The sequence below is a fragment of the Halomonas sp. C10-5 genome (assembly GCF_057169305.1).
Map to the genome: position 1 here is coordinate 288808 of NZ_CP175665.1, position 21677 is coordinate 310484.

A 21677-nucleotide genomic window follows, 5' to 3' on the forward strand; every position below is an offset into this window, starting at 1 on the left:
CATGGCCATCAAGATCGAACTGCCGTCGGTAGCCGCCGGCATGGAAGAGGCCACCCTGGTGCGCTGGGTGAAGGCCGAAGGCGACAAGGTGTCCAAGGGCGAAACCCTCGCCGAAATGGAAACTGACAAGGCCGTGATGGAAATGGAGGCCGAGGCCGACGGCGTGCTCGGGCGCATTCTGGTGCCGGGCGGCACCGAAGGTGTGGCCGTAGGCACAGTTATCGGTGTGCTGCTGGAGCCGGGCGAGGACGAATCCGCGCTCGCGTCCTTCCAGGCGCCGAGCGCACCGACTGCCGATGCTTCGCCCGCCGCGCTGGAACCGGAAACTTTCCCCGAGACGCGTGCAGCTGCCAAGCTGACGCCGCAGCACTCTCATGGTGAGCGCATCCTCGCCAGTCCGCTGGCAAAGCGCTTGGCGGCCGATTACGGCGTGGACCTGCACAGCGTACAAGGTAGCGGACCGCGCGGACGAATCGTGCGCGTGGATGTTGAGCGTGTGCGTGAAATCGCACCGGCACCGTCGGCAAGTGCGGCAGCGGCTCCTGTCACCAAACCGGCCGCTGCACCCGCCATTGTCGAAGGTACCCGCGTCCAGCGGATCCCCAACAGCGGCATGCGCAAGACCATCGCCCGCAGGCTGGCTGAGTCCAAGCAACAGGTTCCGCATTTCTACCTCACCGTTGACGTGCAGGTGGACGAGCTGCTGGCGCTTCGCAGCCGGCTCAACGCAAAGGGCTCGAAAGCCGAGCCGAAGTTCCGTCTTTCGGTGAACGACATCATCGTTTATGCCGCCGCGTCCGCCCTGCGCCGGGTGCCAGCAGTGAACTCAAGCTGGAGCGACGAGGCGATCCTGCGATATTTGGACGTGGACGTTTGCGTGGCTGTAGCCACCGAGGGCGGTTTGGTCACTCCTGTTATCCACGAAGCTGACCGCAAGGGGCTGGCCGAGATCTCCGGCGAAATCCGCGAGCTTGCGCGCAAAGCCCACGACGGCAAGCTGGTGCCTGCCGACTATCAGGGGGGCGGGTTCACGATATCCAATCTTGGCATGTACGGCGTGCGCGAGTTCGCTGCCATCGTCAATCCTCCCCAGGCGGCCATCCTCGCCGTAGGGGCGGTCGAGAAGCGGCCGGTGGTGCGCGATGACCAACTGGTCGTGGGTAGCTTGATGACGTTGACGCTCTCGGCCGACCACCGCGTGGTGGATGGTGCCGTCGGCGCGCGGTTTCTCGCCGAGCTTAAGGCGCTGCTCGAAGATCCGCTCGAACTGCTGGTATAGGAGACCGCAATGGCACAGTTTCAAGTTCTCGTCGTCGGCGCTGGGCCGGGTGGTTACGTGGCGGCGATTCGTGCAGCCCAGTTGGGCTTCGCCACGGCCATCGTCGAGCGCGCCGAGCTCGGCGGCGTATGCCTCAACTGGGGGTGCATTCCCACCAAGACGCTGCTGCGCTCGGCCGAGCTTTTTCGGCAGGCGCAGTCGAGCGGCGCCTTCGGTGTGGTGATAGATGGCACGGTGCGGTTCGACATCCGGGCGGCCGTCGCACATTCCCGCGAGGTGGCGGGGCGGCTGAACCGTGGCGTGCGCGGCTTGCTCAAGAAGCATGGCGTGCAGGTGCTGACGGGCCAGGCGAGCCTGCAGGGCGAGGGTCGGGTACGCATCGAGGGCGGTGACAGTGCGCAGCAGGTGAGCGCGGACCACATCGTGCTGGCGACCGGTGCCCGCCCGCGCGAACTGCCAGGCTTCACGCCGGATGGCGAATGCATCTGGACGGCCCGCGAGGCGATGACGCCCAAGGCCCTGCCCACTTCGTTGACCGTTATCGGTGCCGGGGCGATCGGCGTGGAGTTCGCCAGTTTCTATGCGGCGCTGGGCGTCAAGGTCACCCTGCTGGAAGCGGCGGAGCGGGTCGTGCCGCAGGAGGACGAGGAGATCGCCGCTCATCTGCATGCACGCCTCGACGAACAGGGCATCGACGTTCACGTCGGTGTGCGGGCTGAGGCGCCGGAGGTCACGGCCTCGGGGGTGCGCATGTCGATCGACGCGGCGGGCGTGCGGTTCGACCATCACAGCGAGAAAGTGATAGTGGCGGCAGGCATCGTCGGCAACGTCGAGGACCTGGGGCTGGAGAACACGGCGGTGCAGGTGGAGAATCGGCACATCGTGGTGGATCGCTGGTCGGCCACCGGTGAGTCTGGGGTCTACGCAATCGGCGATGTGGCTGGTCCGCCCTGGCTCGCCCATAAGGCCAGCCATGAGGGGGTGGCTTGCATCGAGCGCATTGCGGGGCTTGCCGACGCGCATGCGCTGGATCCCGAAGCCGTTCCCAGCTGCACCTACTGCCATCCCCAGGTGGCCAGCGTGGGGTTGACGGAAGCGCTAGCCCGGGAGCGCGGCCATACGGTCAGCGTCGGCCGCTTTTCCTTCGTGGGTAATGGAAAGGCCCTGGCTCTGGGAGATTCGCAGGGCTTCGTCAAGACGGTCATGGATGCGCACAGCGGCGAGTTGCTGGGGGCTCACCTGATCGGGCCGGACGTGACCGAGCTGATCGGCACCTATGCGCTGGGTCGAACCCTGGAGACGACGGAGCTGGAGATCATGCGTACGGTCTTTCCCCATCCGACGCTGTCGGAAGCGTTGCACGAGTCTGTGCTGGATGCCTTTGATCGTCCGATTCATTTATAAGCTATTACTGACCTGTCGTGACAAAAATCTGGATTTGTAGAATAGCTGCAGCACTTTGGACAGCATGGTGTAGTTAAGAATCTATCGTAGAGCCTCCCCCGTCTCGCTGCACCTAACCAACTGCTCAATGCTCGTGGCCATGCTCCCTGGCGTCGCCCATGTCGGCGTCGTCGTGGTTGCCCGGCTGGGCCAGGGCGTCGTGGAGGGTATTGGCGTTGTGGCGCATCATGCCCAGCCAGGTGCTGGCCTCGCCTTCGCTGGCCAGGGCATCGGCGTAGAGGGTGCCGGCGATGGGCAGGCCGGTCTCCTCGGCTAGCTGCTCGAGCAGGGCCGGGCTGGTCATGTTCTCGTGGAACAGGGCGCGCACCTCCTGCTCGCGGATCACCTCGATCAGCGCGGCCATGTCGGCGGCGCTGGGGTCGGCCTCGGTGGAGAGACCCTGGGGCGAGAGGAAGCGCAGCCCGTAAGCGTGGGCGAAATGGCCGAAGGAGTCGTGGCCGGTAATCACGCTGGTGGCGGCGGGAATCTCGGCGATCAGTGCACGGATCTCGGTGTCGGTGGCCTTGATCTCGTCGAGGTAGCGCGCGGCGTTGGCCTCGTAGGCCTCGGCGTTGTCCGGGTCCGCCTGGATCAGGCCGTCGCGGATATTGGCCACGTAACGCTTGCCGGCATTCAGGTCCTGCCAGCCGTGGGGGTCCAGGTCGCCATGGTCGTGGCCGTCGTGATCGCCATGGTCGTCCCCGGCGGGCGTTTCTGGCTCCTCACTCATCGAGGCGAGGCCGTCGCTGGCCACCACAAGCGGGCCGGCGTAGTCGCTGGCCTCCACCAGGCGCTCCATCCAGCCCTCGAACTGCAGGCCGTTGAAGACCACCAGGTCGGCCTCGGCCAGGGCGCGGGCGTCGGTGGGGCGCGGCGAATAGACGTGGGCGTCGCTGTCGGGGCCCACCAAGGCGGTGACCGCGACATGCTCGCCGCCGACGTTCTCGACCATGTCGGCCAGGATGCTGAAGCTGGCCAGCACCTGCACGCGCTCATCGGCGTGGGCGGTGGGCAGGGCAAGCAGGGCGGTCAGGCCCAGGGCGGCGGCGGTGCGGAAGGCGTGCATGGCGGAGTCTCCGTGGGGTCAGTCGTGTTCCGGGGCGCCCAGCGGCGTGGCGCGGCGGCGCAGCCGGGCGAGCAGGCTGTGGTGTCGGCCCACCAGGGCCGAGAGCAGGTAGCCGGCCCCGGCGAGCAGGATGATCGCCGGGCCCGAGGGCAGGTTGAGGTGGTAGGAGAGCAGCAGTCCGCCGCTGCTGGCCACCAGGGCCACCAGGATGGCGATGCCGATCAGCCCCTCGAGGCGCTGGCTCCAGAAGCGTGCGGTGGTCGCCGGCAACATCATCAGCCCCACCGCCATCAGGGTGCCCAGGGTCTGGAATCCGGCAGTGAGGTTGAGCACCACCAGCCCCAGGAAGAGGCCGTGCACCAGCCCCACCGGACTGCCCTGGCCGCGCAGGAACAGCGGGTCGAGACACTCCACCACCAGGGCGCGGAAGATCACCGCCAGGATCACCACGATCAGGCTGCTGATGGCGGCGATCAGCAGCAGGGCGGTGGTGTCGACGGCCAGTATCGAGCCGAACAGTACATGGGTAAGGTCGACGCTGCTGCCGCCCAGCGAGACCAGCATCACCCCCGCGGCCAGCGAGATCAGGAAGAAGCTGGCCATGGCGGAGTCCTCGCGGTGGCCGGTCATCTGCGACACGCTGCCGGCGAGCACCGCCACCAGCAGCCCCGAGAGGATGCCGCCCAGGCTCATGATCGGCAGCGAGAAGCCGGCGGCGAGGAAGCCCAGCGCCACCCCGGGCAGGATGGCGTGGGCCATGGCGTCGCCGATCAGGCTCATGCCACGCAGCATCAGGAACACGCCCAGCGGCGGGGCGGCCAGCGACAGCGCCAGGCCGGCCACCAGGGCGCGCTTCATGAAGCCGTAGTCGAGGGGGGCGAGCAGCCAAGCGTCAAGCAGTTCCAGCATCGAAGGTATCCGGGAAGGTGAGGGGCAGGCGCGGTGCGCGGGGCGGTTGCCCGGCGTAGTGCTCGAGCAGCGATTCGGGGCTCGCCCAACGGCCGTGACCGCCCGCCAGTATCAGCACGTCATCGGCCAGGCGCGAGAGCTGCTCCAGGTCGTGGAGCACCACCACGATGGTGGCGCCGTCCCGGGCCATGTCGCGCAGCACATCCATGAGCACATCCACCGTCTCGACGTCGACGTTGGCGAAGGGCTCGTCGAGCAGCAGCAGCTCGGCCTCCTGCATCAGGGTGCGGCCGATCAGCGCGCGCTGGCGCTGACCGCCGGAGAGCTCGCCCAGCTGGCGGTGGGCCAGGTGGGAGATGCCCAGCCGCGCCATGATCTCGCGGCCGCGGCGATAGTGGGCCGCGCAGTAGCCCTTCAGCGCACCGTGGCTGGGCCAGGTGCCGGTCATGATCAGCTCTTCCACGCTCATCGGGAAGGTGAGGTCCAGGGCCAGCTGCTGGGGCAGCCAGGCGCGTCGCTCCTTGGGTACCTGACAGGCCACGCGGCCGGAGATCGGCCGCAGCATGCCCATGATGGCGCTGATCAGGGTGCTCTTGCCGGCGCCGTTGGTACCTACCAGGGCGGTCACGGCACCATCCTGGAAGCGCCCCTCGAGATGCTCCAGCACGGTGCGCCCGCCGCGGGCCAGGGTCAGGTCCTCCAGCTGCAGGCGCGACATCACGCCCCCCAGCCGGTGGCCCAGGCCACCGTCAGCCACAACACCGCCAGCGGCAGCGCCGCCAGCAGCAGGCGGCGGGTCGCCGAGAGCGACATCAGCGAGAAGTGGCAGGGCCCTTCCGGGCGGTGCCGGTGTCTGCGGTGTGCCATGGGTTCCTCTGAGCGGTGTCCTGCGAAAAGCGGAGTAGGTTATAACATAACAAAACGACGGCTGGCCAGCGCCAGTGGTGGTCGCCGCGACAGCGTCTCGGCAAGGCGGCGGTAGCTGACGTGATGTCGGCCATCGCGGAGAATGAGGGCGAATCCAGTGAACAGGGAGAACAGGATGGCAGCGGCATGGTGGTGGGCAGTGCCCCTGGGCGTGGCGAGCGTGGGCGGCGGGCTGCTGCACCTCTTCCATCGGCGCCTCCGGGTCAGCCTGGCCGCGCCCCGGGTGGCGGTGACGGGCTCGCTCGAGACGCACGGCGTGACCGGGGAGACGGTGCTCTTCCCCACGCGGCGAGGCAGGCAGCTGAGCGGCTGGTGGCTGCCTGGAGGAGGGCGCGGCACGGTGGTAATCACCCATGGCTGGGGTGCCAACCGTGAACTGATGCTGCCGCTGGCCAGGCCGCTGCAGGCCGCCGGCTGGAACGTGCTGCTGTTCGATGCCCGCAACCACGGCGACAGCGCTGCCGACAGCTTCTCCTCCATGCCGCGCTTCGCCGAGGACACCGAGGCGGCACTGGCCTGGCTGCGCGCCCGCCCCGGCATGGCGGAGGCTCCGGTGGCGCTGCTCGGCCACTCGGTGGGCGCCGCGGCGGTGCTGCTGGCCGCCTCGCGGCGCGACGATATCGGTGCCGTGGTCAGCCTCTCGGCCTTCGCCCACCCCGACGGCATGATGCGCCGCTGGCTGGCGGAGAGGGGGCTGCCCTTCTTTCCGCTGGGCTGGTACGTGCTGCGCTACGTGGAGCGGGTGATCGGCCATCGCTTCGACGCCATCGCCCCGGTGAACACCCTGCCGCGGGTGCGCTGCCCGGTGCTGCTGGTCCACGGCCGCGACGACCGCGTGATCCCGCCGAGCGATGCCGAGCGGCTCTACGCCAGCCGTGGCGAGACGCCGACCCGGCTGCACCTGCTGCCCGGCGACCACGACCTCAGCCAGCATATCGAGGGCGAGCTGCCCGAGCTGCTGGGGTTCCTCGCGGAGGCCCTGGCCGAGACGACGGTCGAGTCGGCCTGATTCACCGCTGGAGCCCCATTATCGCGGGAGCCCCAGGGCGTGGCGCATCACCTGGCGCTTGGCACCCTCCAGGCGCTCGGCCAGGGCCAGTCCCGCGGCGCCGGCGAAGCGCAGCGGCGCGGCTCCGGTGAAGACGTGATGGAAGGTCTCCATGGCGGCGATCATCGCCAGGGTCTGGGGGCGCCGCTCCCGGGCATAGCCGGCGAGGACCGCGCGGTCGCCCGGGTCCTGGCCGGCACGGAAGGCTTCGATCACCCGCCGGCTCAGCGCCTCGGCGTCCTGCAGCCCCAGGTTGAGCCCCTGGCCGGCCAGCGGATGGATCACGTGGGCGGCGTCGCCCACCAGTGCCAGGCGTGGGCGCACGTAGCGCTCGGCGTGACGCCGGCGGATGGGGAAGCTGGCGCGGCCCAGCACGGCCTCGACGCCCCCCAGGCGGGCGGGAAATTCATGCTCGATGGCGAGGCGCAGCGCTTCGTCGTCCAGTGCCTCCCGGGCCAGGGTGGCCTCGGCGCTGTCGTACCACACCAGCGAGGCATGCTGGCCCGGCAGTGGCAGCATAGCCTGGGGCCCGGCGGGGGTGAAGCGCTGCCAGCTGACGTCCTGCTGGAGCAGCCGGGTGCGCACGTTGATGATCAACGCACGTTGACCATAGTCCTCGTCGCGGGTCGCGATGCCCGCCAGCTCCCGGGTATGCGAGGCGGCACCGTCGGCGCCCACCACCAGCCGTGCGGCCAGCATCCGGCCGTCATCGAGCTCCAGCAGGCTGCGGTGCCCGCCGGGGACCCAGGCCACCGGCCGGACGTGGCAGAGCGTGGTCACCTCGGGAATCTCCTCGAGGCGTTGCCAAAGGGCGCGGCGAATCACCCGGTTCTCGACGAAGTAGCCGAAGTCAGGCAACTCGAGCTCGGCGGCGTTGAAGCGGATATGGCGCTTCTCGGCTGCATCGCTGGCCTCGATATGGCGGAAGGGGCAGCGCCGCGCCGCGGGAATGAACGCCCAGGCGCCCACCTCCTCCAGCAAGTGCTGGGAGGCCAGGTTGAGCGACGACACCCGCAGGTCGAAGGGGGCCTCAATGGGTATCGCCGCCGGCGGGCCGCCGCCCTCCACCAGCGCCACGCTCATGCCGGCCTGGCCCAGCGCCGCCGCCACGGCCGCGCCGACCATGCCGCCACCGACGATGATCGCATCCAGGGTCTCGTCCATGCCTTTCTCCAAGTGGCCCTCTCCAACTGCCGATGTCCGGGCGACGCGCGAAATCCCTTTCGGGTCGCGGTCGCTACCGCCTAGGATACCGAAACTCGACGACCCAAGGAGCGACCATGACCGCGACACGATCCGCGCTGATCCTGCTGGGCTGGCTGGCACTGGTGACGCTGACCGCGCTGACCGGCATCTTCACCCCGCCCGGCGAGTGGTACGCCGGCCTCGACAAGCCGCCGTTCACCCCGCCGAGCCTGGCCTTCCCCATCGCCTGGACGCTGCTCTACCTGCTGATGGCCGTGGCCGCCTGGCGGGCCACCCTGGCCGCGCCCCCGGCAATGCGCTGGCACACCCTCTGGCCCTTCGTGGCCCAGCTGGCCGCCAACGCCCTCTGGTCGATCCTGTTCTTCGGCCTGCACTGGATGCTGGTGGCGCTGGTCGACCTGCTGCTGCTGTGGGGGCTGATCGTGTTCACCATCCGCCGCTTCGCCGGGGTCTCGCCGCTGTCCGCCTGGCTGCTGGCGCCCTATCTGGCCTGGGTCAGCCTGGCCGCCTACCTCAATACCAGCATCTGGTGGCTGAACGGCTGAGGCCACGGGCCCGCCGTCAGGCGAACTCCTCGGTGTCGATCTCGGCCTGCAGCGCCTCGCCGTAGCGTGCGCCGGCGATGCGCTCGGGAGTGAAGAGGGCGTCGAGACGCGCCACGCCGGCAGCGTCCAGCGTCACGGCATCGGCGGCCAGGTTCTCGCGCATGTGCGCGATGGAGCGGGTGCCGGGGATCGGGATGATGTCATCACCCCTGGCCCGCAGCCAGGCCAGCGCCAGCTGCCCGCTGGTCACCTCGAGCTCGCCGGCCACGGCCTCGAGCTCGGCCAGCAGCCCCAAGTTGCGCGACAGGTTCTCGGCGTTGAAGCGTGGCATGCCGACGCGCACGTCGCCCTCGACCAGGCCCTCGCTGTCGCGCACCGCCCCGGCCAGGAAGCCGCGCCCCAGCGGGCTGAAGGCCACGAACAGGGTGTCCGCCTCGCGGCACGCCTCGAGCACCGCGATCTCGGGGTTGCGGGTCCACAGCGAGTACTCCGTCTGCACCGCGGCGATGGGATGCTCCGCCCGGGCGCGGCGCAGGGTGGCCGCCGAGACTTCGGAGAGCCCGATGGCGCCGATCTTGCCTTCCTCCACCAGCCGGGCCAGTTCGCCCACGCTCTCCTCGATGGGCACGCCCTTGTCCCAGCGATGCAGGTAGTAGAGGTCGATATGGTCGGTCTGCAGGCGCTCGAGGCTCGCCTCGCACTGGCGGCGCAGCGTGGCCGGGCGGCCGTCGATCACCTTCCTGCCCAATTCCGGGTCCATGGCCATGCCGCACTTGCTGGCGAGCAGGAACTCGTCCCGCTTGCCGGCGAGGGCCTTGCCCACCAGGCGTTCGTTGGCGGTGGCGCCATACAGCGTGGCGGTATCGAAGTGGCGATAGCCCATCTCGAAGGCCTCTTCCAGGGCGCGCAGCCCCTCGGACTCGGAGACCGGCTGGCCGTAGCCATGGGAGAGGTTCATGCAGCCCAGGCCGATGGTGGGGGAGGCCACGGCCTTCAGGCGGGCGGTCACGGAATTCATGGTGTCTCCTTGCATATTATCGAGCCGTATCCTCAGCGCTTGCGGGCGATGAACTGCACCACGCAGCCCGGGCCGGTATGGCCGCGGCCCTCGATCACCTCGCGCTCGCACTCCCGGCTGAGCTCGATATCCAGTTCGGCAAAGGCCGCGTCGAGCTCCGCCGCGGTGGGGGTGCGATCCGGGGTATCCGGGCCACCGGTATTGCGATGCACCTGATCCGGCGTATAGGCCTCCAGGATCAGCACTCCGCCGGGCTTCAGCGCGTGGATCACCTGGCGGTGCAGGTGGGGGCGGCCCGCCGCCGGCACGTGGCAGAAGATCGACACCACGGCATCGAAGGAGGCCGGCACGAACTCATGCTCGGTGAGGTCGGCGTTCTGGGTAGTCAGCGCTACCCCCTTGTGTTCGGCCAGTCGGGCGGCCTTGCGCAGGCCCACCGAGGAGGCATCCACCGAGGTGACCAAGTGGCCGAGGCCGGCCAGGTAGACCCCGTTGCGTCCTTCGCCATCCGCCAGGCAGAGCACGCGCTTGGGCGCCTCGCCGATCAGCGCGGCCTGTTCGCGCAGGAAGTCGTTGGGTTCGGTGCCGTAGACGTAGTCGTCCGTGCTGTAGCGCTCATCCCACATGGGGCATCCTCGCAGTGTCATCGATCGAACCCCGAGAGTACCAAGTTCCGGGGCCCTGTTGGCCTATCCTGCCTCCCACTTGTGACGGGTAGCTGCACGGGACCTTCACAATTCCTGCGCTAAGGGTCGCTAGCATGCAAAGCATTCTCATCGCACAGGAGCCCCGCCATGCCGTCCCACATCCCACACTATGGCCGCGTCAGCCGCCTGCTCCACTGGGGCATGGCGGCGCTCTTTGGCGTCCAGTTCATCACCGCCATCGCCCACTTCGCCTTCCCGGATACCGCCCTGGAGGCCGCCGTATGGGGCGCCCACAAGCCGCTGGGGGCGCTGCTGATGCTGTTGATCGTGCTGCGCCTGGTGTGGGCGGTGGTGGACCGGGCCCGGCGCCCGGCCTCGGTCAACCTCGCCGCCAGCCTCGGTCACCTGGCGCTGTATGCCCTGATGGTGGCGGTGCCGCTGGTCGCCCTGCTGCGTCAGTATGGCTCCGGCCGTGCCTTCGCCCCCTTCGGCATCCCGCTGATGCCGGGCTTCGAGGGCGAGATCGAGTGGATGACCGCCGTCGGCGGCATCTTTCACGGCCTGCTCGGCTGGGTGCTGCTGGCGCTGATCGTCGGCCACGTGGGCATGGCGCTCCTGCATCGCCGCATGGCCGGTGAGGACGTGCTGGCACGCATGCTGCCGAGGCTCGGCAGAGGGCGCTGAGCCGCTCCCCGGCGCTTCTCGCTTCACCTTTGGTCGCACGCCCCCGGTTCCTGCCGGGGGCGTGCTGTATGGTAGGCCGGCACGCTGCCGCACCGCGGATAACGGCAGGCACAACAACCATAACAGGGACCACGGAGCGCCAGGCATGGCCAAGCCCTTTCTTCTCTCTCCGCGCTACCGCGTGCTGCTGGCCGGGCTGTTCAGCCAGTTGCTGTGCGTGGGCGTGGCGCGTTTCGCCTACACTCCGCTGCTGCCACTGATGCAGCAGCAGACCTGGCTGAGCGATGCCCAGGGCGGCTGGCTGGCCGCCCTCAACTACGCCGGCTACATGCTCGGCGCGCTGACCGCCGCCTCCATCAGCAGCATCCGGCTCAAGGACACCCTCTACCGCCTCACCCTGGTGCTGGCGCTCGTCTCCACCGCCGGCATGGCACTGGCCGACAGCTTCTGGCTATGGGCGTCGATGCGCTTCGTGGCCGGCTTCTCGAGCAGCGGCGCCATGCTGCTCGCCTCCGGACTGATCCTGCACTGGCTGATCAGCCACCGGCAGCGGGGCGAGCTCGGCATCCACTTCGCCGGGGTGGGCCTGGGCATGCTGCTGGCCGCCCTGGCGGTGGAGCTGATGTTGCGTCTCTCCCTCGACTGGCAGGCCCAGTGGTGGGGCTTCGCCGCCCTGGCCGTGGCATTGCTGGTGCCCGCCTGGGCTTGGCTGCCGCGGCCCGCCAAGCCGCTCGAGGGTGGCGGTGGCGGGCAACGCCAGGCCCAGCCGCCCAGCCGCACCTTCATGCGGCTGATGCTGGCCGCCTACTTCTGCGCCGGCTACGGCTATGTGATCAGCGCCACCTTCATCGTCGCCATCGTCGAGCGTGAGCCGCTGCTGGCCGGCGCCGGCAACTGGACCTTCGCCCTGGTGGGCCTGGCGGCCGCGCCCGCGGTGATGCTGTGGGACCTGATCGCGCGCTGGATCGGCTACCTCGGCGCGCTGATTGCCGCCATGGGCCTGCAGGTGGTGGGAATCGTGCTGCCCGCGGTCACCGACAACCTGGCCGGCGTGCTGGCCAGCGCCGTGCTCTACGGCAGCACCTTCCTGGGTTGTGTCAGCCTGGTGCTGACCATGGCCGGCCGGCTCTATCCGCAGAGCCCGGCCCGCATGATGGGGCGCATGACGTTGGCCTATGGTGCCGCCCAGATCATCGCCCCGGCACTCACCGGCATGCTCGCCGAGACCAGCGGCCACTACGACATCGGCCTGTGGCTGGCCGGTGGCTTCGTCGCCCTGGGGGCGGTGCTTCTCATCTGGCTTCGCGGAGTGGACCAGACCGCCCAGCGGCTGGATGCCGAAGCGAAGGCGGCGCCGACCGGTTGAGCTCCGGCAGCGCCGTCCTCGGCCCGGGCGAGGCCCGGGCGAGGCCCGGGCGGTGGTCAGACTAGCGAAAATCGAAGTACTCGTAGGCCAGGTTGCGGCGCGGAATATCCAGCGCCTCCATCTGCTGGCGCACGGCTTCCTTCAACCCCTGGGGACCGCAGAAGCGGATCTCCACGCTGTCGGCCGGCACCTCGCGGGCGATCTCGGCCAGGCGCTCGCGGAAGGCGGCGCTGTTCGGCCCGGCGGGTACCGGCACCAGCTCCACGCCGCGGGCGTCGGCCTGGGCCTGCAGGGCCTCGACGCCGGGGAACTCCCGCCCCGGGGTGTAGCAGTAGAAGAGCGTGACCCGCTCCAGCGACTCGGCCTCGGGGTCCTGCAGCCAGGAGATGAACGGCGAGATCCCCACCCCGCCGGCGACCCACACTTCATGGCTGGCCTGCTCGGGCCGCGTGAAGTGCCCGTGGGGTGCGTAGATATCCGCGCGCATGCCCACCCGGCTCTCGCTGACCAGCCTGCGGGTGAAGTCGCCCAGCCCGCGGATGAAGAACTCCACCGCACCGTTCTCCTGGCTGGCCGAGGCGATGGTGAAGGGGTGCGGCTCGCGCAGTCCCTCCTCCTTCAGCCGCAGGAAGCCGAACTGGCCGGGCTGGAAGGCCACGCCGCTGCCCACCGGAGCCAGGCGCAGGCGAACCGCCCCGGCGCCGGGCGAGACCTCTACTACCTCATATTCGCCATGGCGGGCGAGGCGCGGATAGAGCAGCAGCTTCCAGGCGGCCGCCGCCACGCCGAGCACCGAGAGGATCCCCAGCCAGAGGCCGGCGGGCTCGCTCAGGGCGATGGGTGACTCGAAGGTCAGCCAGTGCAGGATAACCACCACGAACAGCGGGCCGGAGAGCTTGTGCCAGCTCCGCCACAGGTGGTAGGGAATCTTGCGGTTGAGCGCCAGCAGGATGATGAACATCAGCGCCACGAAGCTCAGCTGGCGCAGCAGGCGGGTCCAGTACTTGCTGACCTCGAGGATCGGCGCCACGTCCCAGGCGTCGAGACCGGCCTTGAACACCAGGTGGTACGAGGCCAGGCCCAGCGCCCACACACCCATCCACTTATGGGCGAGGTAGATCCGATCCAGCCCGCCCAGCAGCCGCTCGACCCAGGCCCAGCGGCTGGCCAGGATGGCCGAGGTGGCCATCAGCGCCAGGGCCGCCATCCCCGCCGCCAGGCTCAGGGTGGCCGACGTGGCCCAGGTGGATACGGGGACTTCCCACAGCACCAGCAGGAAACTGATGGCGACCGTGATGCCCACGGCCTGCCCGGGTTTCAGCACCTTCATGTCTTGCCTCCTTGGATGACGGTCACGGTGACGTCGGGGAGGGGGAGGCGTGTTCTGTTATGCGGGGATTATCTGTGGGGAAGGTGCAGCAAGGGTGCAGGAAGCGAGAAAACAGAGGCAGCTAACGAAATGGGCGTCGCGTGATGCTTGTTACATGGCGATGGCCTATTACCTTGCCGGGGGCGGCATCACCACCCATTCGGGCTCCTCGAACTCGCCGATCACGCGGATCTCGCAGAAGGGCGCCGCGCTCTTGATGATCTCCTTTACCCTGGGCGCCGGCTTGGCCTCCATGGCGTCGCGACTGGCCTTGCTGTCCCAGTGGGCGATGGCGATCAGGGTGGTGGGGTCATCGATCTTGCGGTGCAGTTCGGTGCCCCGCGCGCCCGGCGCCTGCTGGATCAGCTCGCTGGCGCGTACCCAGGCGTCGGCGTAGTCCTCGGCGGTGTAGCCGTCGCGGATATGCACTTCGAAGATGTACTTCATGGCTTTCTCCTGCCGGTGGCATGGCACGCTCAGTGCGAGGATAGCCAACCCAGGCGTGAAGAGTGGCCCGTATGGCGTGCCTGCACGCCCTTTCCTATCTTGAAGCCAGGCCGTTCACGTGTGATCGGTGACACCGGCCGTGCCGGGTATCAAGGAGGGAAAACGCATGTCACAGCCCACGCAGCGCCTGATCCTCCTGTTCGATGGTACCTGGAACGACCCCCAGGATCGTACCAACGTCTACCGCCTGGCCCGCGATATCCACGACCACGATCGCCACGCTGTCCGGCAGCGTTTCTTCTACGAGCCGGGGGTCGGGACTCGGCCGTGGGAGCGGCTGCTCGGCGGTGCCTTCGGCATCGGGCTGAGCCGTAACCTGCAGAACGGTTACGACTGGCTGGTGCGCCACTATGTGGAAAACACCCACGTCTTCATCTTCGGCTTCAGCCGTGGGGCCTACACCGCTCGCAGCCTGGTGGGGATGCTCCGCAAGTGCGGGCTGCTGCGGGTCTCCACTCCCGGCTTGGTGAAGGAGGCAGAGGCCCTCTACCGCAACAAGACGATCGCCCCCGACGATGCACCGTGTCGGGCGTTTCGCGAGCGCTACAGCCGGGAGATCAAGGTTCACTTCATCGGCGTGTGGGATACCGTCGGCGCGCTGGGCATTCCGGGTACCAACCTCTCGGAGCACGGGCAGTTCGCCTGGCATGATACCGAGCTGTCGTCGATCGTGGAGCGGGCCTATCACGCGGTGGCACTGGATGAACATCGCAAGGCCTACGCCGTGCCGCTGTGGACCCATCGCGGTGGCGAGAAGAAGGAGCAGCAGCTGGAGGTCGAGCAGCGCTGGTTCATCGGCGCCCATGCCAACGTGGGAGGAGGCTATCGGGTAGCGGGTGGTGGCTTCGACCCGCTGGCCAGCCTGGCCTATGCCTGGTTGTGCAGTCAGGCGGTGGCTGCCGGGCTTTCCCTGCACACGCATCAGCCGCCGCCCAGTGCGCATCGGGCGCTGCTGCGGGATTCGTATTCGGAGTTCATGAAGGGGCTCTACCGGCGCTACCACGCGCTGCTTGACCGCGATGGTGATGGCCGTCACTTCCGGCTCTACGACCAAGATGCCCAGGGCAACCGGGCCGTCGGGGTGACAGTCGACCCTTCCGTGTGGCGCCGCTGGCGTGAGGAGGACGCCTATCGCCCTGTGACGCTGGTGCGGGCAGGGTGCGAGCCGCCTGCCTCTGGTGAAGAAGTGCCATGAGCCCGAGCCGGGTGGGCCGGTTTAGCATGAGCGTGGTCAACCTGCTGGTCTGGGTCGTGGTGGGCGGTCTATGGTGGAAGCTGCTCGGCTACTGGTAAGGATGTTCCATGATGTCGCAGGTTCCCCTGCTGATCGCCATCGCCGCCCTGCTTGGGGCGGCTTTTTCCGCTTACGGCGTATGGCGGCGCCGCGCGGTCAGCTCCTGGCCCCGGGCCACGGCCGAGGTGGTGGCCACCGAGGTCATCGAGCTTGGGTCGCGAGTGCAGAATCGCGAGGGGCCCGAACAGGAGCGTCGCTACCTGGCTCGGGTGGAGGTTCGTTTCGAGGTGGCGGGCCAGGCAATCGTCACCGACAACCGCCGCTTCGATGCGCCGCCTTCCTTCACGGAGCGTGAGGCGGCCGAGGCCTGGCTGCGGGACTACCCCACCGGCAAAACGCTGGAGGTTCGCTACGACCCCGACGACCCGAAACTCGCCCAGTTCGGTCCGTCGCGTATCCCCACCCGGCGCATCGGACTGGCGTTTTTCCTGTTGGCGGTGGCGGGGTTTGCCCTGTTCATTTACTTGCGTGGTTCTCTATAAGAACGCACCGCGGCTCTCGAGAGCCGCGGTGCTGCGGGTGGCGGTCAGCCCGGCTTCTCAGGTGCGCTGGGGCTCCAGTGCCTGGGTGTGTAGGGCATTGCCGGCTGCGTCCATCAGGGTAACGGTGAGGGTCTCGCTCTCGCCATCGAGATCCACCTGGCCGAAGAACTGGTAGCCGTCGGAGGGCGGCAGGTTGGACTGCCCCTCCGGCGGCGCCTTCTGGAACACCACCTCGGGGCCGAAGGTGCCGTCCAGCTCACCGGGGCCGAAGGTACCGGCGTGCAGCGGACCGCTGACAAACTCCCAGAAGGGCGCGAACTCCTTGAAGCTGGCGCGCTCGGGCGAGTAGTGGTGGGCGGCGGTGTAGTGCACATCGGCGGTGAGCCACACCACGTTGTGAATGGCCTCGTCGCGGATGGCGCGCAGCAGGTCGGCAATCTCCAGTTCGCGCCCCAGCGGCTCACCGTGATGGTCGTTGGCGATGGCCTCGAAGTGTTCGCCGTCGCGCACAATCAGCCCGATCGGCATGTCCGAGGCGATGATCTTCCAGGTAGCGGTGGAGCGACGCAGGCCGTCAAGCAGCCAGCGCAGCTGGTCCTGCCCGAGAAAGGTGGCATCGTCTCCGCCGGTCTGCTGGTTACGGCTATTGGCGGCGCGGTAGCTGCGCATGTCCAGCATGAACACCTCGAGGCTGGGCCCGTAGGCGAAGCGACGGTGGATGCGGCCGGGGGCCTCGGGCCGCTGGCGTAGCGGCATGTATTCGAGGAAGGCGCGCCGCGCGCGCGCCGCCAGCAGGCTGGCGTTCTTCTCGGTGTAGCGAGCATCGTCCAGGAGTTCGCCGGGGTACCAGTTGTTGACCGTCTCATGGTCGTCCCACTGGGCGAGCATGGGCACCTCAGCATTGAACTGCCGCACGTTGGCATCCATCAGGTTGTAGGCGAACTGGCCGCGGAATTCCTGCAGGGTTTCCGCTACCTTGCTTTTCTCGGGCGTCACCAGGTTGCGCCAGATTTCGCCATTGTCCAGCGTTACGCTCTCCTTGAGGGGGCCATCGGAGTAGACGGTATCGCCGGAGTGGATGAAGAAGTCGGGGCGCTGGCGGCGCATGGTGGCGTAGGTGGTCATGCCGCCGCGCGACTCGTCGATGCCCCAGCCCTGGCCGGCGGTATCCCCTGACCACACGAAGCGCACGTCGCGGCGGGTGCTGGGCGGCAGGCGTAGCTGGCCGACTACCGGCTCGCTGATGGCGCGATGGTCGTCCAGGGCAGCGAAGCGCACCCGGTAGTGGGCGGTCTCCATGTCGGCCAGGCCGGTGACGTCGAGCTTGGCGGTAAGGTCGGTGTTGGGCAGCACCTCGGGGCCGGCCAGCTGGCGGGCGCCGCGGAATTCCGGGTTGTCGGCGACCTCCACCAGCATGCGCGAGGGGCGGTCGGCACGCGCCCAGAGCATGGCGCGGTCGTGCAGCATGTCGCCGCTCATCACACCGTAGGGCAGCATCGGGCGGCGGCCCTGGGCCAGCACGATGGAGGGGGCGGCCAGGCAGGCGCCGAGGGCAGCACCCCCCTTGAGGCCGAGCTTGAGGGTGTCGCGACGAGTGAAGCGCATGAGAACCTCCGAAAGGGGTGAGTACAGCTACTGCATCATCATGTGTCGTGATGACAGCCCCTTGTCGGCGCGATGACATGCCTGTTTCCTTTTTAAGCCATTGATGATTCTGCGCGGAGCCGGCAGCATGGCGGCCTTTTGCGTGGAGGATTCATGAGCCGCTCTCTGCTGGCCGGGCTGCTGGTCGGGCTGCTGGCCCTCGCTCCCCTGGCGGCCCATGGGGATGTCATCGTGGGCAGCTGGAACATCAAGCACCTGGGGTGGAACAACGACAAGGCGGTGGGGCAGGTGGCCCATGTGGCCGACCACTTCGACCTGCTGGCGATCCAGGAGCTGATGGACCCGGCGGCCCTCGAGGCGCTGGAGCGGGAGCTGGAGGCGCTCTCCGGCGAGGCGTGGTCCTCCATGGCCAGCCATGCCCTGGGGCGCAGCTCCTACGAGGAGCACTACGGCTTCCTGTGGCGCGAGAGCGAGGTGGCCTACGAGGATGGCGCGGTGGTATTCATCGACCACGGCGACGTCTTCTCCCGCGAGCCCTACTCGGCGCGCTTCCGCGATGTGGAGAACGATACGCTCTTCACCGCGGCCACGGTGCATGTGGTCTATGGCGATAGCGTCGGCGACCGCCTGCCGGAAATTGCGGCCCTGGCCGACTACTGGCAGTGGCTCGGCGAGGTGCATGCCGATACCCCGCGCCTGCTGATGGGCGACTTCAACCTGGCACCGCACCATGCCGGCTGGGCGCCCCTGCGCGAGCGAGGCGCGGTGCCGGCGGTGACCGAGGGTGCCTCCACCCTGGCGACCACGGCGGGCCGTTACGCCAACCTCTACGACAACCTGTGGTACGACGCCGAGCGCCTCGCGCCGGATGAACAGGGCATGCTGCGCTTCCCCGAACTGCTGCCGATGGCCCACCAGGAGGCCCGCGCGCGCGTATCGGACCATGTGCCGGTATATGTGGCGCTGAACGGGGCGACGCTGGAGCGCCGGGCTGCCGATGGGGGTGAGCTGATGGCCAGCCGGGGTGGTCCGGGTTGCATCGACCTCAACGCCAGCGGCGCCGACCGCCTGGCCGAGCTGCCCCACGTAGGGCCGGCACGCGCCGAGGCCATCATCTCGGGCCGGCCGTGGCGGGCACCGGGCGAGCTGACGCGTATCTCCGGCATCGGCGAGGGGCGTCTGGAAGCGATCCGCGGCAGCGGCCTGCTGTGTGGCGGCTGATACCACCGTTCGGGCGTAGTTTGATCTGTCTCGGCTCGCTCTCCCGTGGCAACGTCTATCCTGACCGGGAAGGAGTGCCGTAAATCCATATTTACCCAACCGCAGGAGGCCGACCATGTCATATGCCATGTCGAAACGCCCACTTATCCACTGCTGCCGTCGTGGCCGGACCGCGATCATTGTTGCCGGGGTGGCGGCAGGGCTTGGGCTGAGTGCCGCGAGTCTCGCGGCGGAGCCGGTCAGGCCCAACCTGACCCCCAAGCTGCAGGGGTTGCTCAAGAAGGAGATGATCCAGGTCGAGCTGGCCATGCACGAGGTCTACAGCGCCATCATTCAGGGGCGCCACGACGTGGTGGCCGAGAAGGGGCAGGCGATCCACGACAGTTTCATCCTCTCGCAATCGCTGACCGACGAGGACCGCCAGGACCTGAAGAACGCTGTGCCGGCGGAGTTCCTGGAGATGGATGGCTATCTGCACGAACTCTCGGCGTCCCTGGCCGAGGCCGGCGATGCCGAGGACACCGCGCGACAGGTGGAGCTGTATGCGCAGATGACCGAGTCCTGCGTGGCGTGTCACAGCGCCTATGTGACCGATCGCTTCGAGGGGCTCGAGGGTGCCGATGTCCCGGACGACTGGGGAACGGCTCCCGCCGAGCAGGAGGGTGACTCGGAAGGTTGACCTGTATGGGGTTTTGCTTCAGAACAGGTTGATATCTCGGCCCGGTGGCATGGTGGCTGTCGGGCCGTTCTGTCTGATCAGCAAGGAGTCTTGAGCGATGCCCCTTTCCCCTTTCGAGCGGACCCTGGCCGCGCTGGATGCGCTGCATGCCCAGGATCCGCGCCATGCCAGCGTGGAGGGCGAGAGCGTACCTCATGAGCTGTGGCATGCCGGGCGCATGAGCGCCTGGCTGGAGCGGCTGCACGAGCACCCTGATGAGCTGGTCCAGCTGGCGGTGCGTGGCCAGCACCTGCAGCGCTGGGAGCTGTCGCGCAGCGAGTATCCCGAGGGCCGGGTGGGCTACCTGACCTGGCGGCGCGACCAGGGGCAGCGCGCCGGCGAGACCACTGCAAGGCTGATGCGCGAGGCGGGCTATGACGACGAGGACGCCGAAGCGGTATCGCGGATGATCCGCAAGCAGGGGTTAGGGCGAGAGGCAGGCACCCAGGCGGTGGAGGATTGCGCCTGTCTGGTGTTTCTGGAGAACTACTTTGCCGACTTCTCCAGGCAGATCGACCATGACCATCTGATCCGCATCGTGCAGATGACCTGGAAGAAGATGTCGCCGCGGGCCCACGAGCTGGCGCTGGCACTGCCGATGACCGACCAGGCCCGGGCCCTGGTGGAGGAGGCGCTGGCGGGATAGCCATGCCGTGACCGGTCAGCCGATACGACGACGGGCGAGCCATAGAGGATGGCTCGCCCGTCGTGCGTTCGGGGCCGGGAATTGTGGGCCGATCTCTTGGCGAGGCGTTACTCGGCCAGGGTCTGGGCGGCCTCGAGGTAGGCGGCGCCATGGGTGCGCACGCGCTCTTGCTCCAGGGTCTCGGAGCCCTGGTGCACCTCCTCGAGGTCCACGGCCATGGTGTCGAGCTCCTCGTCGATCTTCGCCAGAGCATTCTCGAGGGTGTAGGTGAGCTCGTGGATGGTACCGAGGTCGGCGTTGCTGAGCTCGTCCTTGGCCAGCAACTCGGCGAGCTGGCGGTTGGTCTCGGTGAAGTGGCTGACCGCCTGTTCCAGGCTCTCGGCGCTCTCGCCCTCGAAGTGGTCGGCCCGCTCATGGTCGTCGGCGTTGGCGGCGGTGGAGCCCAGCAGGCCGAAGCACATGGCGGTGAACAGCAGCTTCTTCATATGATGTCCTCGCTGTCGATGAGAATCATTTACAGCGAGAACTCTAGCGCCCGGACTTGTTAATGACAAGTATTATTGTTTGCGCTTGAGAGTTATTTGACCTCCGTCACAGTTCGTATCAGCCCGCCGGCAGCGTCAGGACCAGGCTGTCTTCGGCTTCACAGGGCTTGCCATGGCGGAGGGTCAGGCGCCGTTCGGAGAGGTTCATCACCACGCCGAACAGTGTCTCCATGCGCTCCTCGGCGGGCTGGTCGGGATTGAAGTGACGACAGATTGACAGCGGGTGGCCGTCGTGGTCGCCGAGGATCTCGAACAGCCGCGCCTCGTCCACCGGGGCGTCCTTCGGGAACTTGCCGAGCAGGGCGTCGAGCCTGGCCAGGCGCGGGCGGGAGTCGGGACGAGGAAAGTCCTCCACCTGGCAGGTTACGGCGGCGTCGTAGAGGTGGTTGGTGTGGGTCACCGCGCCGCCCCGAGGCGTGAGCACGCCGGGCTCGCCTGGGTGTACCTCCAGGCCCATGGCCTGGCCATCCGCACTCGCGACCAGGAAGTGTGCCGGCGAGCAGACGCGGTTCTGCTCCGCTACCGCCAGGGCGCCGGCCATGTCGGGGCTCTCGAGGGTCCGGCGCAGTGCGACGTGGATCGGCAGCCCCTCGCCGCAGGTTTGCGAGCGGATGGCGTTGAGGCAGACGCCGATGCCGTGGGCGTTCATGCCGATCTTGGCCACCATGCCCGCCTCGCCGATGCTGACCAGCGGGGCGCTGTCATCGCCCGCGATGTGCAGTGCCACCACGTTGTCGAGCTGGTCGGCACGCCAGTCCCAGTTCTGGGCCAGCCACTGGCTCCCCCCGCGCTGCAGGGCGAAGGCGGAACAGCCGCCGCTGGCCTGGGTCAGCGAGATCTCGCTGCGGCAGTTGAGGGTGAGGATGTCGGCGGTGTCGACCTCGGCACCCTCGGCGATGCCGGCCATCTCCTCGAGGATGTCGGGAAAGCGCTCCTCGATCATGGCGCCGAAGCGCTCGGCCTCACGGCGAGCCTGGCCCCAGTCGAGGCCGACGAAGTCCTGGAAGAGGCGGTCGTAGACGGCGATGCTGGCGCGGATCGAAGCGGCATGGGCACGGCCGTGCCCCAGGCCGATGTCGCGCCGGCTGCCGGTGAGATAAGTCAGTTGCATGGTGACCTCCGTGTGGTGACCTTTCGGATCACTCTAGCACG

The 21677-nt window shown here is 68.2% G+C and carries 23 protein-coding genes; 11 read left to right on the forward strand and 12 right to left on the reverse strand.

The genetic code is table 11. The features are described from left to right. The first annotated feature begins 1 nt into the window (after position 1). Both ACJ7IV_RS01350 and lpdA read left to right on the forward strand, forming a co-directional pair. Positions 2-1279, forward strand: a complete 1278-nt coding sequence (locus ACJ7IV_RS01350; RefSeq protein ID WP_483865464.1) for a pyruvate dehydrogenase complex dihydrolipoamide acetyltransferase — start codon at positions 2-4, stop codon at positions 1277-1279. Between the two features lie 9 nt (positions 1280-1288). Continuing rightward, positions 1289-2683: a dihydrolipoyl dehydrogenase gene (lpdA, locus tag ACJ7IV_RS01355; protein WP_483865465.1), complete on the forward strand. Its 1395-nt coding sequence runs from the start codon at positions 1289-1291 to the stop codon at positions 2681-2683. A gap of 124 nt (positions 2684-2807) precedes the next feature. Here lpdA and ACJ7IV_RS01360 read toward each other — a convergent pair whose 3' ends face one another. The 4 genes from ACJ7IV_RS01360 to ACJ7IV_RS01375 are packed head-to-tail and all read right to left on the reverse strand — an operon-like array spanning position 2808 to position 5564. After that, entirely contained in the window at positions 2808-3788 is a 981-nt protein-coding gene (locus tag ACJ7IV_RS01360) for a metal ABC transporter solute-binding protein, Zn/Mn family (RefSeq protein WP_483865466.1), read from the reverse strand. 18 nt (positions 3789-3806) lie between these two features. Then, positions 3807-4697, reverse strand: a complete 891-nt coding sequence (locus ACJ7IV_RS01365) for a metal ABC transporter permease (RefSeq protein ID WP_232913415.1) — start codon at positions 4695-4697, stop codon at positions 3807-3809. Next, positions 4681-5415, reverse strand: a complete 735-nt coding sequence (locus tag ACJ7IV_RS01370; RefSeq protein ID WP_483865467.1) for a metal ABC transporter ATP-binding protein — start codon at positions 5413-5415, stop codon at positions 4681-4683. The genes ACJ7IV_RS01365 and ACJ7IV_RS01370 overlap by 17 nt, the downstream gene beginning before the upstream one ends. Then, positions 5415-5564 (reverse strand): hypothetical protein, encoded by a 150-nt coding sequence (locus ACJ7IV_RS01375; protein ID WP_282041086.1) that lies wholly within the window; start codon positions 5562-5564, stop codon positions 5415-5417. The genes ACJ7IV_RS01370 and ACJ7IV_RS01375 overlap by 1 nt, the downstream gene beginning before the upstream one ends. Before the next feature lie 175 nt (positions 5565-5739). Here ACJ7IV_RS01375 and ACJ7IV_RS01380 point away from each other — a divergent pair, with 175 nt between their 5' ends. Next, a complete protein-coding gene (locus tag ACJ7IV_RS01380; protein ID WP_483865468.1) occupies positions 5740-6633 on the forward strand; it encodes an alpha/beta hydrolase in 894 nt (297 codons plus the stop codon). Positions 6634-6651: 18 nt separating this feature from the next. Here ACJ7IV_RS01380 and ACJ7IV_RS01385 read toward each other — a convergent pair whose 3' ends face one another. After that, on the reverse strand, positions 6652-7836 hold the full coding sequence (locus ACJ7IV_RS01385; protein WP_483865469.1) for an FAD-dependent monooxygenase: 1185 nt from the start codon (positions 7834-7836) through the stop codon (positions 6652-6654). 116 nt (positions 7837-7952) lie between these two features. On the opposite strand from ACJ7IV_RS01385, the gene ACJ7IV_RS01390 reads away from it, so the two are divergent. Continuing rightward, positions 7953-8423: a TspO/MBR family protein gene (locus tag ACJ7IV_RS01390; protein WP_483865470.1), complete on the forward strand. Its 471-nt coding sequence runs from the start codon at positions 7953-7955 to the stop codon at positions 8421-8423. Positions 8424-8439: 16 nt separating this feature from the next. On the opposite strand, the gene ACJ7IV_RS01395 is transcribed toward ACJ7IV_RS01390, so the two are convergent. Together ACJ7IV_RS01395 and ACJ7IV_RS01400 are read right to left on the reverse strand one after the other, a co-directional pair. Continuing rightward, complete coding sequence (locus ACJ7IV_RS01395) at positions 8440-9441, reverse strand: aldo/keto reductase (RefSeq protein ID WP_483865471.1); 1002 nt, start codon at positions 9439-9441, stop codon at positions 8440-8442. Between the two features lie 32 nt (positions 9442-9473). Continuing rightward, a complete protein-coding gene (locus ACJ7IV_RS01400; protein WP_483865472.1) occupies positions 9474-10067 on the reverse strand; it encodes an SAM-dependent methyltransferase in 594 nt (197 codons plus the stop codon). A 168-nt stretch (positions 10068-10235) separates the two neighbouring features. Between ACJ7IV_RS01400 and ACJ7IV_RS01405 the strand changes: the two genes are divergently transcribed. Both ACJ7IV_RS01405 and ACJ7IV_RS01410 read left to right on the forward strand, forming a co-directional pair. Then, positions 10236-10772 carry a cytochrome b gene (locus ACJ7IV_RS01405; protein WP_483865473.1) on the forward strand — a complete coding sequence of 179 codons (537 nt, stop codon included), beginning with the start codon at positions 10236-10238 and terminating at the stop codon, positions 10770-10772. A 145-nt stretch (positions 10773-10917) separates the two neighbouring features. Continuing rightward, the gene (locus tag ACJ7IV_RS01410; protein WP_483865474.1) at positions 10918-12138 is read left to right on the forward strand and encodes a YbfB/YjiJ family MFS transporter; all 1221 of its coding nucleotides are present in this window, start codon (positions 10918-10920) and stop codon (positions 12136-12138) included. A 61-nt stretch (positions 12139-12199) separates the two neighbouring features. Here ACJ7IV_RS01410 and ACJ7IV_RS01415 read toward each other — a convergent pair whose 3' ends face one another. Both ACJ7IV_RS01415 and ACJ7IV_RS01420 read right to left on the reverse strand, forming a co-directional pair. After that, positions 12200-13468: a ferredoxin reductase family protein gene (locus ACJ7IV_RS01415; RefSeq protein ID WP_483865475.1), complete on the reverse strand. Its 1269-nt coding sequence runs from the start codon at positions 13466-13468 to the stop codon at positions 12200-12202. A 168-nt stretch (positions 13469-13636) separates the two neighbouring features. Continuing rightward, positions 13637-13954, reverse strand: coding sequence for an antibiotic biosynthesis monooxygenase (locus tag ACJ7IV_RS01420; protein ID WP_213311129.1), 318 nt, complete (start codon positions 13952-13954; stop codon positions 13637-13639). A 166-nt stretch (positions 13955-14120) separates the two neighbouring features. On the opposite strand from ACJ7IV_RS01420, the gene ACJ7IV_RS01425 reads away from it, so the two are divergent. Both ACJ7IV_RS01425 and ACJ7IV_RS01430 read left to right on the forward strand, forming a co-directional pair. Further along, complete coding sequence (locus ACJ7IV_RS01425) at positions 14121-15209, forward strand: DUF2235 domain-containing protein (RefSeq protein ID WP_483865476.1); 1089 nt, start codon at positions 14121-14123, stop codon at positions 15207-15209. A 107-nt stretch (positions 15210-15316) separates the two neighbouring features. Then, on the forward strand, positions 15317-15790 hold the full coding sequence (locus tag ACJ7IV_RS01430) for a DUF3592 domain-containing protein (RefSeq protein WP_483865477.1): 474 nt from the start codon (positions 15317-15319) through the stop codon (positions 15788-15790). A 57-nt stretch (positions 15791-15847) separates the two neighbouring features. On the opposite strand, the gene ACJ7IV_RS01435 is transcribed toward ACJ7IV_RS01430, so the two are convergent. Further along, the gene (locus ACJ7IV_RS01435) at positions 15848-17395 is read right to left on the reverse strand and encodes an alkaline phosphatase D family protein (protein WP_483865478.1); all 1548 of its coding nucleotides are present in this window, start codon (positions 17393-17395) and stop codon (positions 15848-15850) included. Positions 17396-17548: 153 nt separating this feature from the next. On the opposite strand from ACJ7IV_RS01435, the gene ACJ7IV_RS01440 reads away from it, so the two are divergent. The 3 genes from ACJ7IV_RS01440 (at position 17549) to ACJ7IV_RS01450 (ending at position 19980) form a co-directional block, all read left to right on the forward strand. Next, positions 17549-18616, forward strand: coding sequence for a helix-hairpin-helix domain-containing protein (locus ACJ7IV_RS01440; protein WP_483865479.1), 1068 nt, complete (start codon positions 17549-17551; stop codon positions 18614-18616). Positions 18617-18731: 115 nt separating this feature from the next. Next, positions 18732-19295 (forward strand): hypothetical protein, encoded by a 564-nt coding sequence (locus tag ACJ7IV_RS01445; protein ID WP_232913241.1) that lies wholly within the window; start codon positions 18732-18734, stop codon positions 19293-19295. A 97-nt stretch (positions 19296-19392) separates the two neighbouring features. Continuing rightward, the gene (locus ACJ7IV_RS01450) at positions 19393-19980 is read left to right on the forward strand and encodes a DUF4202 domain-containing protein (protein WP_282041047.1); all 588 of its coding nucleotides are present in this window, start codon (positions 19393-19395) and stop codon (positions 19978-19980) included. Between the two features lie 107 nt (positions 19981-20087). Here the strand turns inward: ACJ7IV_RS01450 and ACJ7IV_RS01455 are convergent, their stop codons facing one another. Both ACJ7IV_RS01455 and ACJ7IV_RS01460 read right to left on the reverse strand, forming a co-directional pair. Beyond that, positions 20088-20465, reverse strand: a complete 378-nt coding sequence (locus ACJ7IV_RS01455; RefSeq protein ID WP_483865480.1) for a DUF6746 family protein — start codon at positions 20463-20465, stop codon at positions 20088-20090. Between the two features lie 118 nt (positions 20466-20583). After that, positions 20584-21636 carry a C45 family autoproteolytic acyltransferase/hydrolase gene (locus ACJ7IV_RS01460; protein ID WP_483865481.1) on the reverse strand — a complete coding sequence of 351 codons (1053 nt, stop codon included), beginning with the start codon at positions 21634-21636 and terminating at the stop codon, positions 20584-20586. Positions 21637-21677 lie beyond the last annotated feature (41 nt).

Excerpts from the sequence above, each read along its gene's own strand:
- ACJ7IV_RS01350 (WP_483865464.1), top strand. The coding sequence starts at position 2 with ATGGCCATCAAGATCGAACTGCCGTCGGTAGCCGCCGGCATGGAAGAG.
- ACJ7IV_RS01460 (WP_483865481.1), bottom strand. The coding sequence starts at position 21,636 with ATGCAACTGACTTATCTCACCGGCAGCCGGCGCGACATCGGCCTGGGG.
- ACJ7IV_RS01395 (WP_483865471.1), bottom strand. The coding sequence starts at position 9,441 with ATGAATTCCGTGACCGCCCGCCTGAAGGCCGTGGCCTCCCCCACCATC.
- ACJ7IV_RS01430 (WP_483865477.1), top strand. The coding sequence starts at position 15,317 with ATGATGTCGCAGGTTCCCCTGCTGATCGCCATCGCCGCCCTGCTTGGG.
- ACJ7IV_RS01415 (WP_483865475.1), bottom strand. The coding sequence starts at position 13,468 with ATGAAGGTGCTGAAACCCGGGCAGGCCGTGGGCATCACGGTCGCCATC.
- ACJ7IV_RS01380 (WP_483865468.1), top strand. The coding sequence starts at position 5,740 with ATGGCAGCGGCATGGTGGTGGGCAGTGCCCCTGGGCGTGGCGAGCGTG.
- ACJ7IV_RS01385 (WP_483865469.1), bottom strand. The coding sequence starts at position 7,836 with ATGGACGAGACCCTGGATGCGATCATCGTCGGTGGCGGCATGGTCGGC.
- ACJ7IV_RS01425 (WP_483865476.1), top strand. The coding sequence starts at position 14,121 with ATGTCACAGCCCACGCAGCGCCTGATCCTCCTGTTCGATGGTACCTGG.
- ACJ7IV_RS01390 (WP_483865470.1), top strand. The coding sequence starts at position 7,953 with ATGACCGCGACACGATCCGCGCTGATCCTGCTGGGCTGGCTGGCACTG.
- ACJ7IV_RS01405 (WP_483865473.1), top strand. The coding sequence starts at position 10,236 with ATGCCGTCCCACATCCCACACTATGGCCGCGTCAGCCGCCTGCTCCAC.
- ACJ7IV_RS01445 (WP_232913241.1), top strand. The coding sequence starts at position 18,732 with ATGTCATATGCCATGTCGAAACGCCCACTTATCCACTGCTGCCGTCGT.
- ACJ7IV_RS01365 (WP_232913415.1), bottom strand. The coding sequence starts at position 4,697 with ATGCTGGAACTGCTTGACGCTTGGCTGCTCGCCCCCCTCGACTACGGC.
- ACJ7IV_RS01400 (WP_483865472.1), bottom strand. The coding sequence starts at position 10,067 with ATGTGGGATGAGCGCTACAGCACGGACGACTACGTCTACGGCACCGAA.
- ACJ7IV_RS01455 (WP_483865480.1), bottom strand. The coding sequence starts at position 20,465 with ATGAAGAAGCTGCTGTTCACCGCCATGTGCTTCGGCCTGCTGGGCTCC.
- ACJ7IV_RS01375 (WP_282041086.1), bottom strand. The coding sequence starts at position 5,564 with ATGGCACACCGCAGACACCGGCACCGCCCGGAAGGGCCCTGCCACTTC.
- ACJ7IV_RS01370 (WP_483865467.1), bottom strand. The coding sequence starts at position 5,415 with ATGTCGCGCCTGCAGCTGGAGGACCTGACCCTGGCCCGCGGCGGGCGC.
- ACJ7IV_RS01410 (WP_483865474.1), top strand. The coding sequence starts at position 10,918 with ATGGCCAAGCCCTTTCTTCTCTCTCCGCGCTACCGCGTGCTGCTGGCC.
- ACJ7IV_RS01420 (WP_213311129.1), bottom strand. The coding sequence starts at position 13,954 with ATGAAGTACATCTTCGAAGTGCATATCCGCGACGGCTACACCGCCGAG.
- ACJ7IV_RS01440 (WP_483865479.1), top strand. The coding sequence starts at position 17,549 with ATGAGCCGCTCTCTGCTGGCCGGGCTGCTGGTCGGGCTGCTGGCCCTC.
- ACJ7IV_RS01435 (WP_483865478.1), bottom strand. The coding sequence starts at position 17,395 with ATGCGCTTCACTCGTCGCGACACCCTCAAGCTCGGCCTCAAGGGGGGT.
- lpdA (WP_483865465.1), top strand. The coding sequence starts at position 1,289 with ATGGCACAGTTTCAAGTTCTCGTCGTCGGCGCTGGGCCGGGTGGTTAC.
- ACJ7IV_RS01450 (WP_282041047.1), top strand. The coding sequence starts at position 19,393 with ATGCCCCTTTCCCCTTTCGAGCGGACCCTGGCCGCGCTGGATGCGCTG.
- ACJ7IV_RS01360 (WP_483865466.1), bottom strand. The coding sequence starts at position 3,788 with ATGCACGCCTTCCGCACCGCCGCCGCCCTGGGCCTGACCGCCCTGCTT.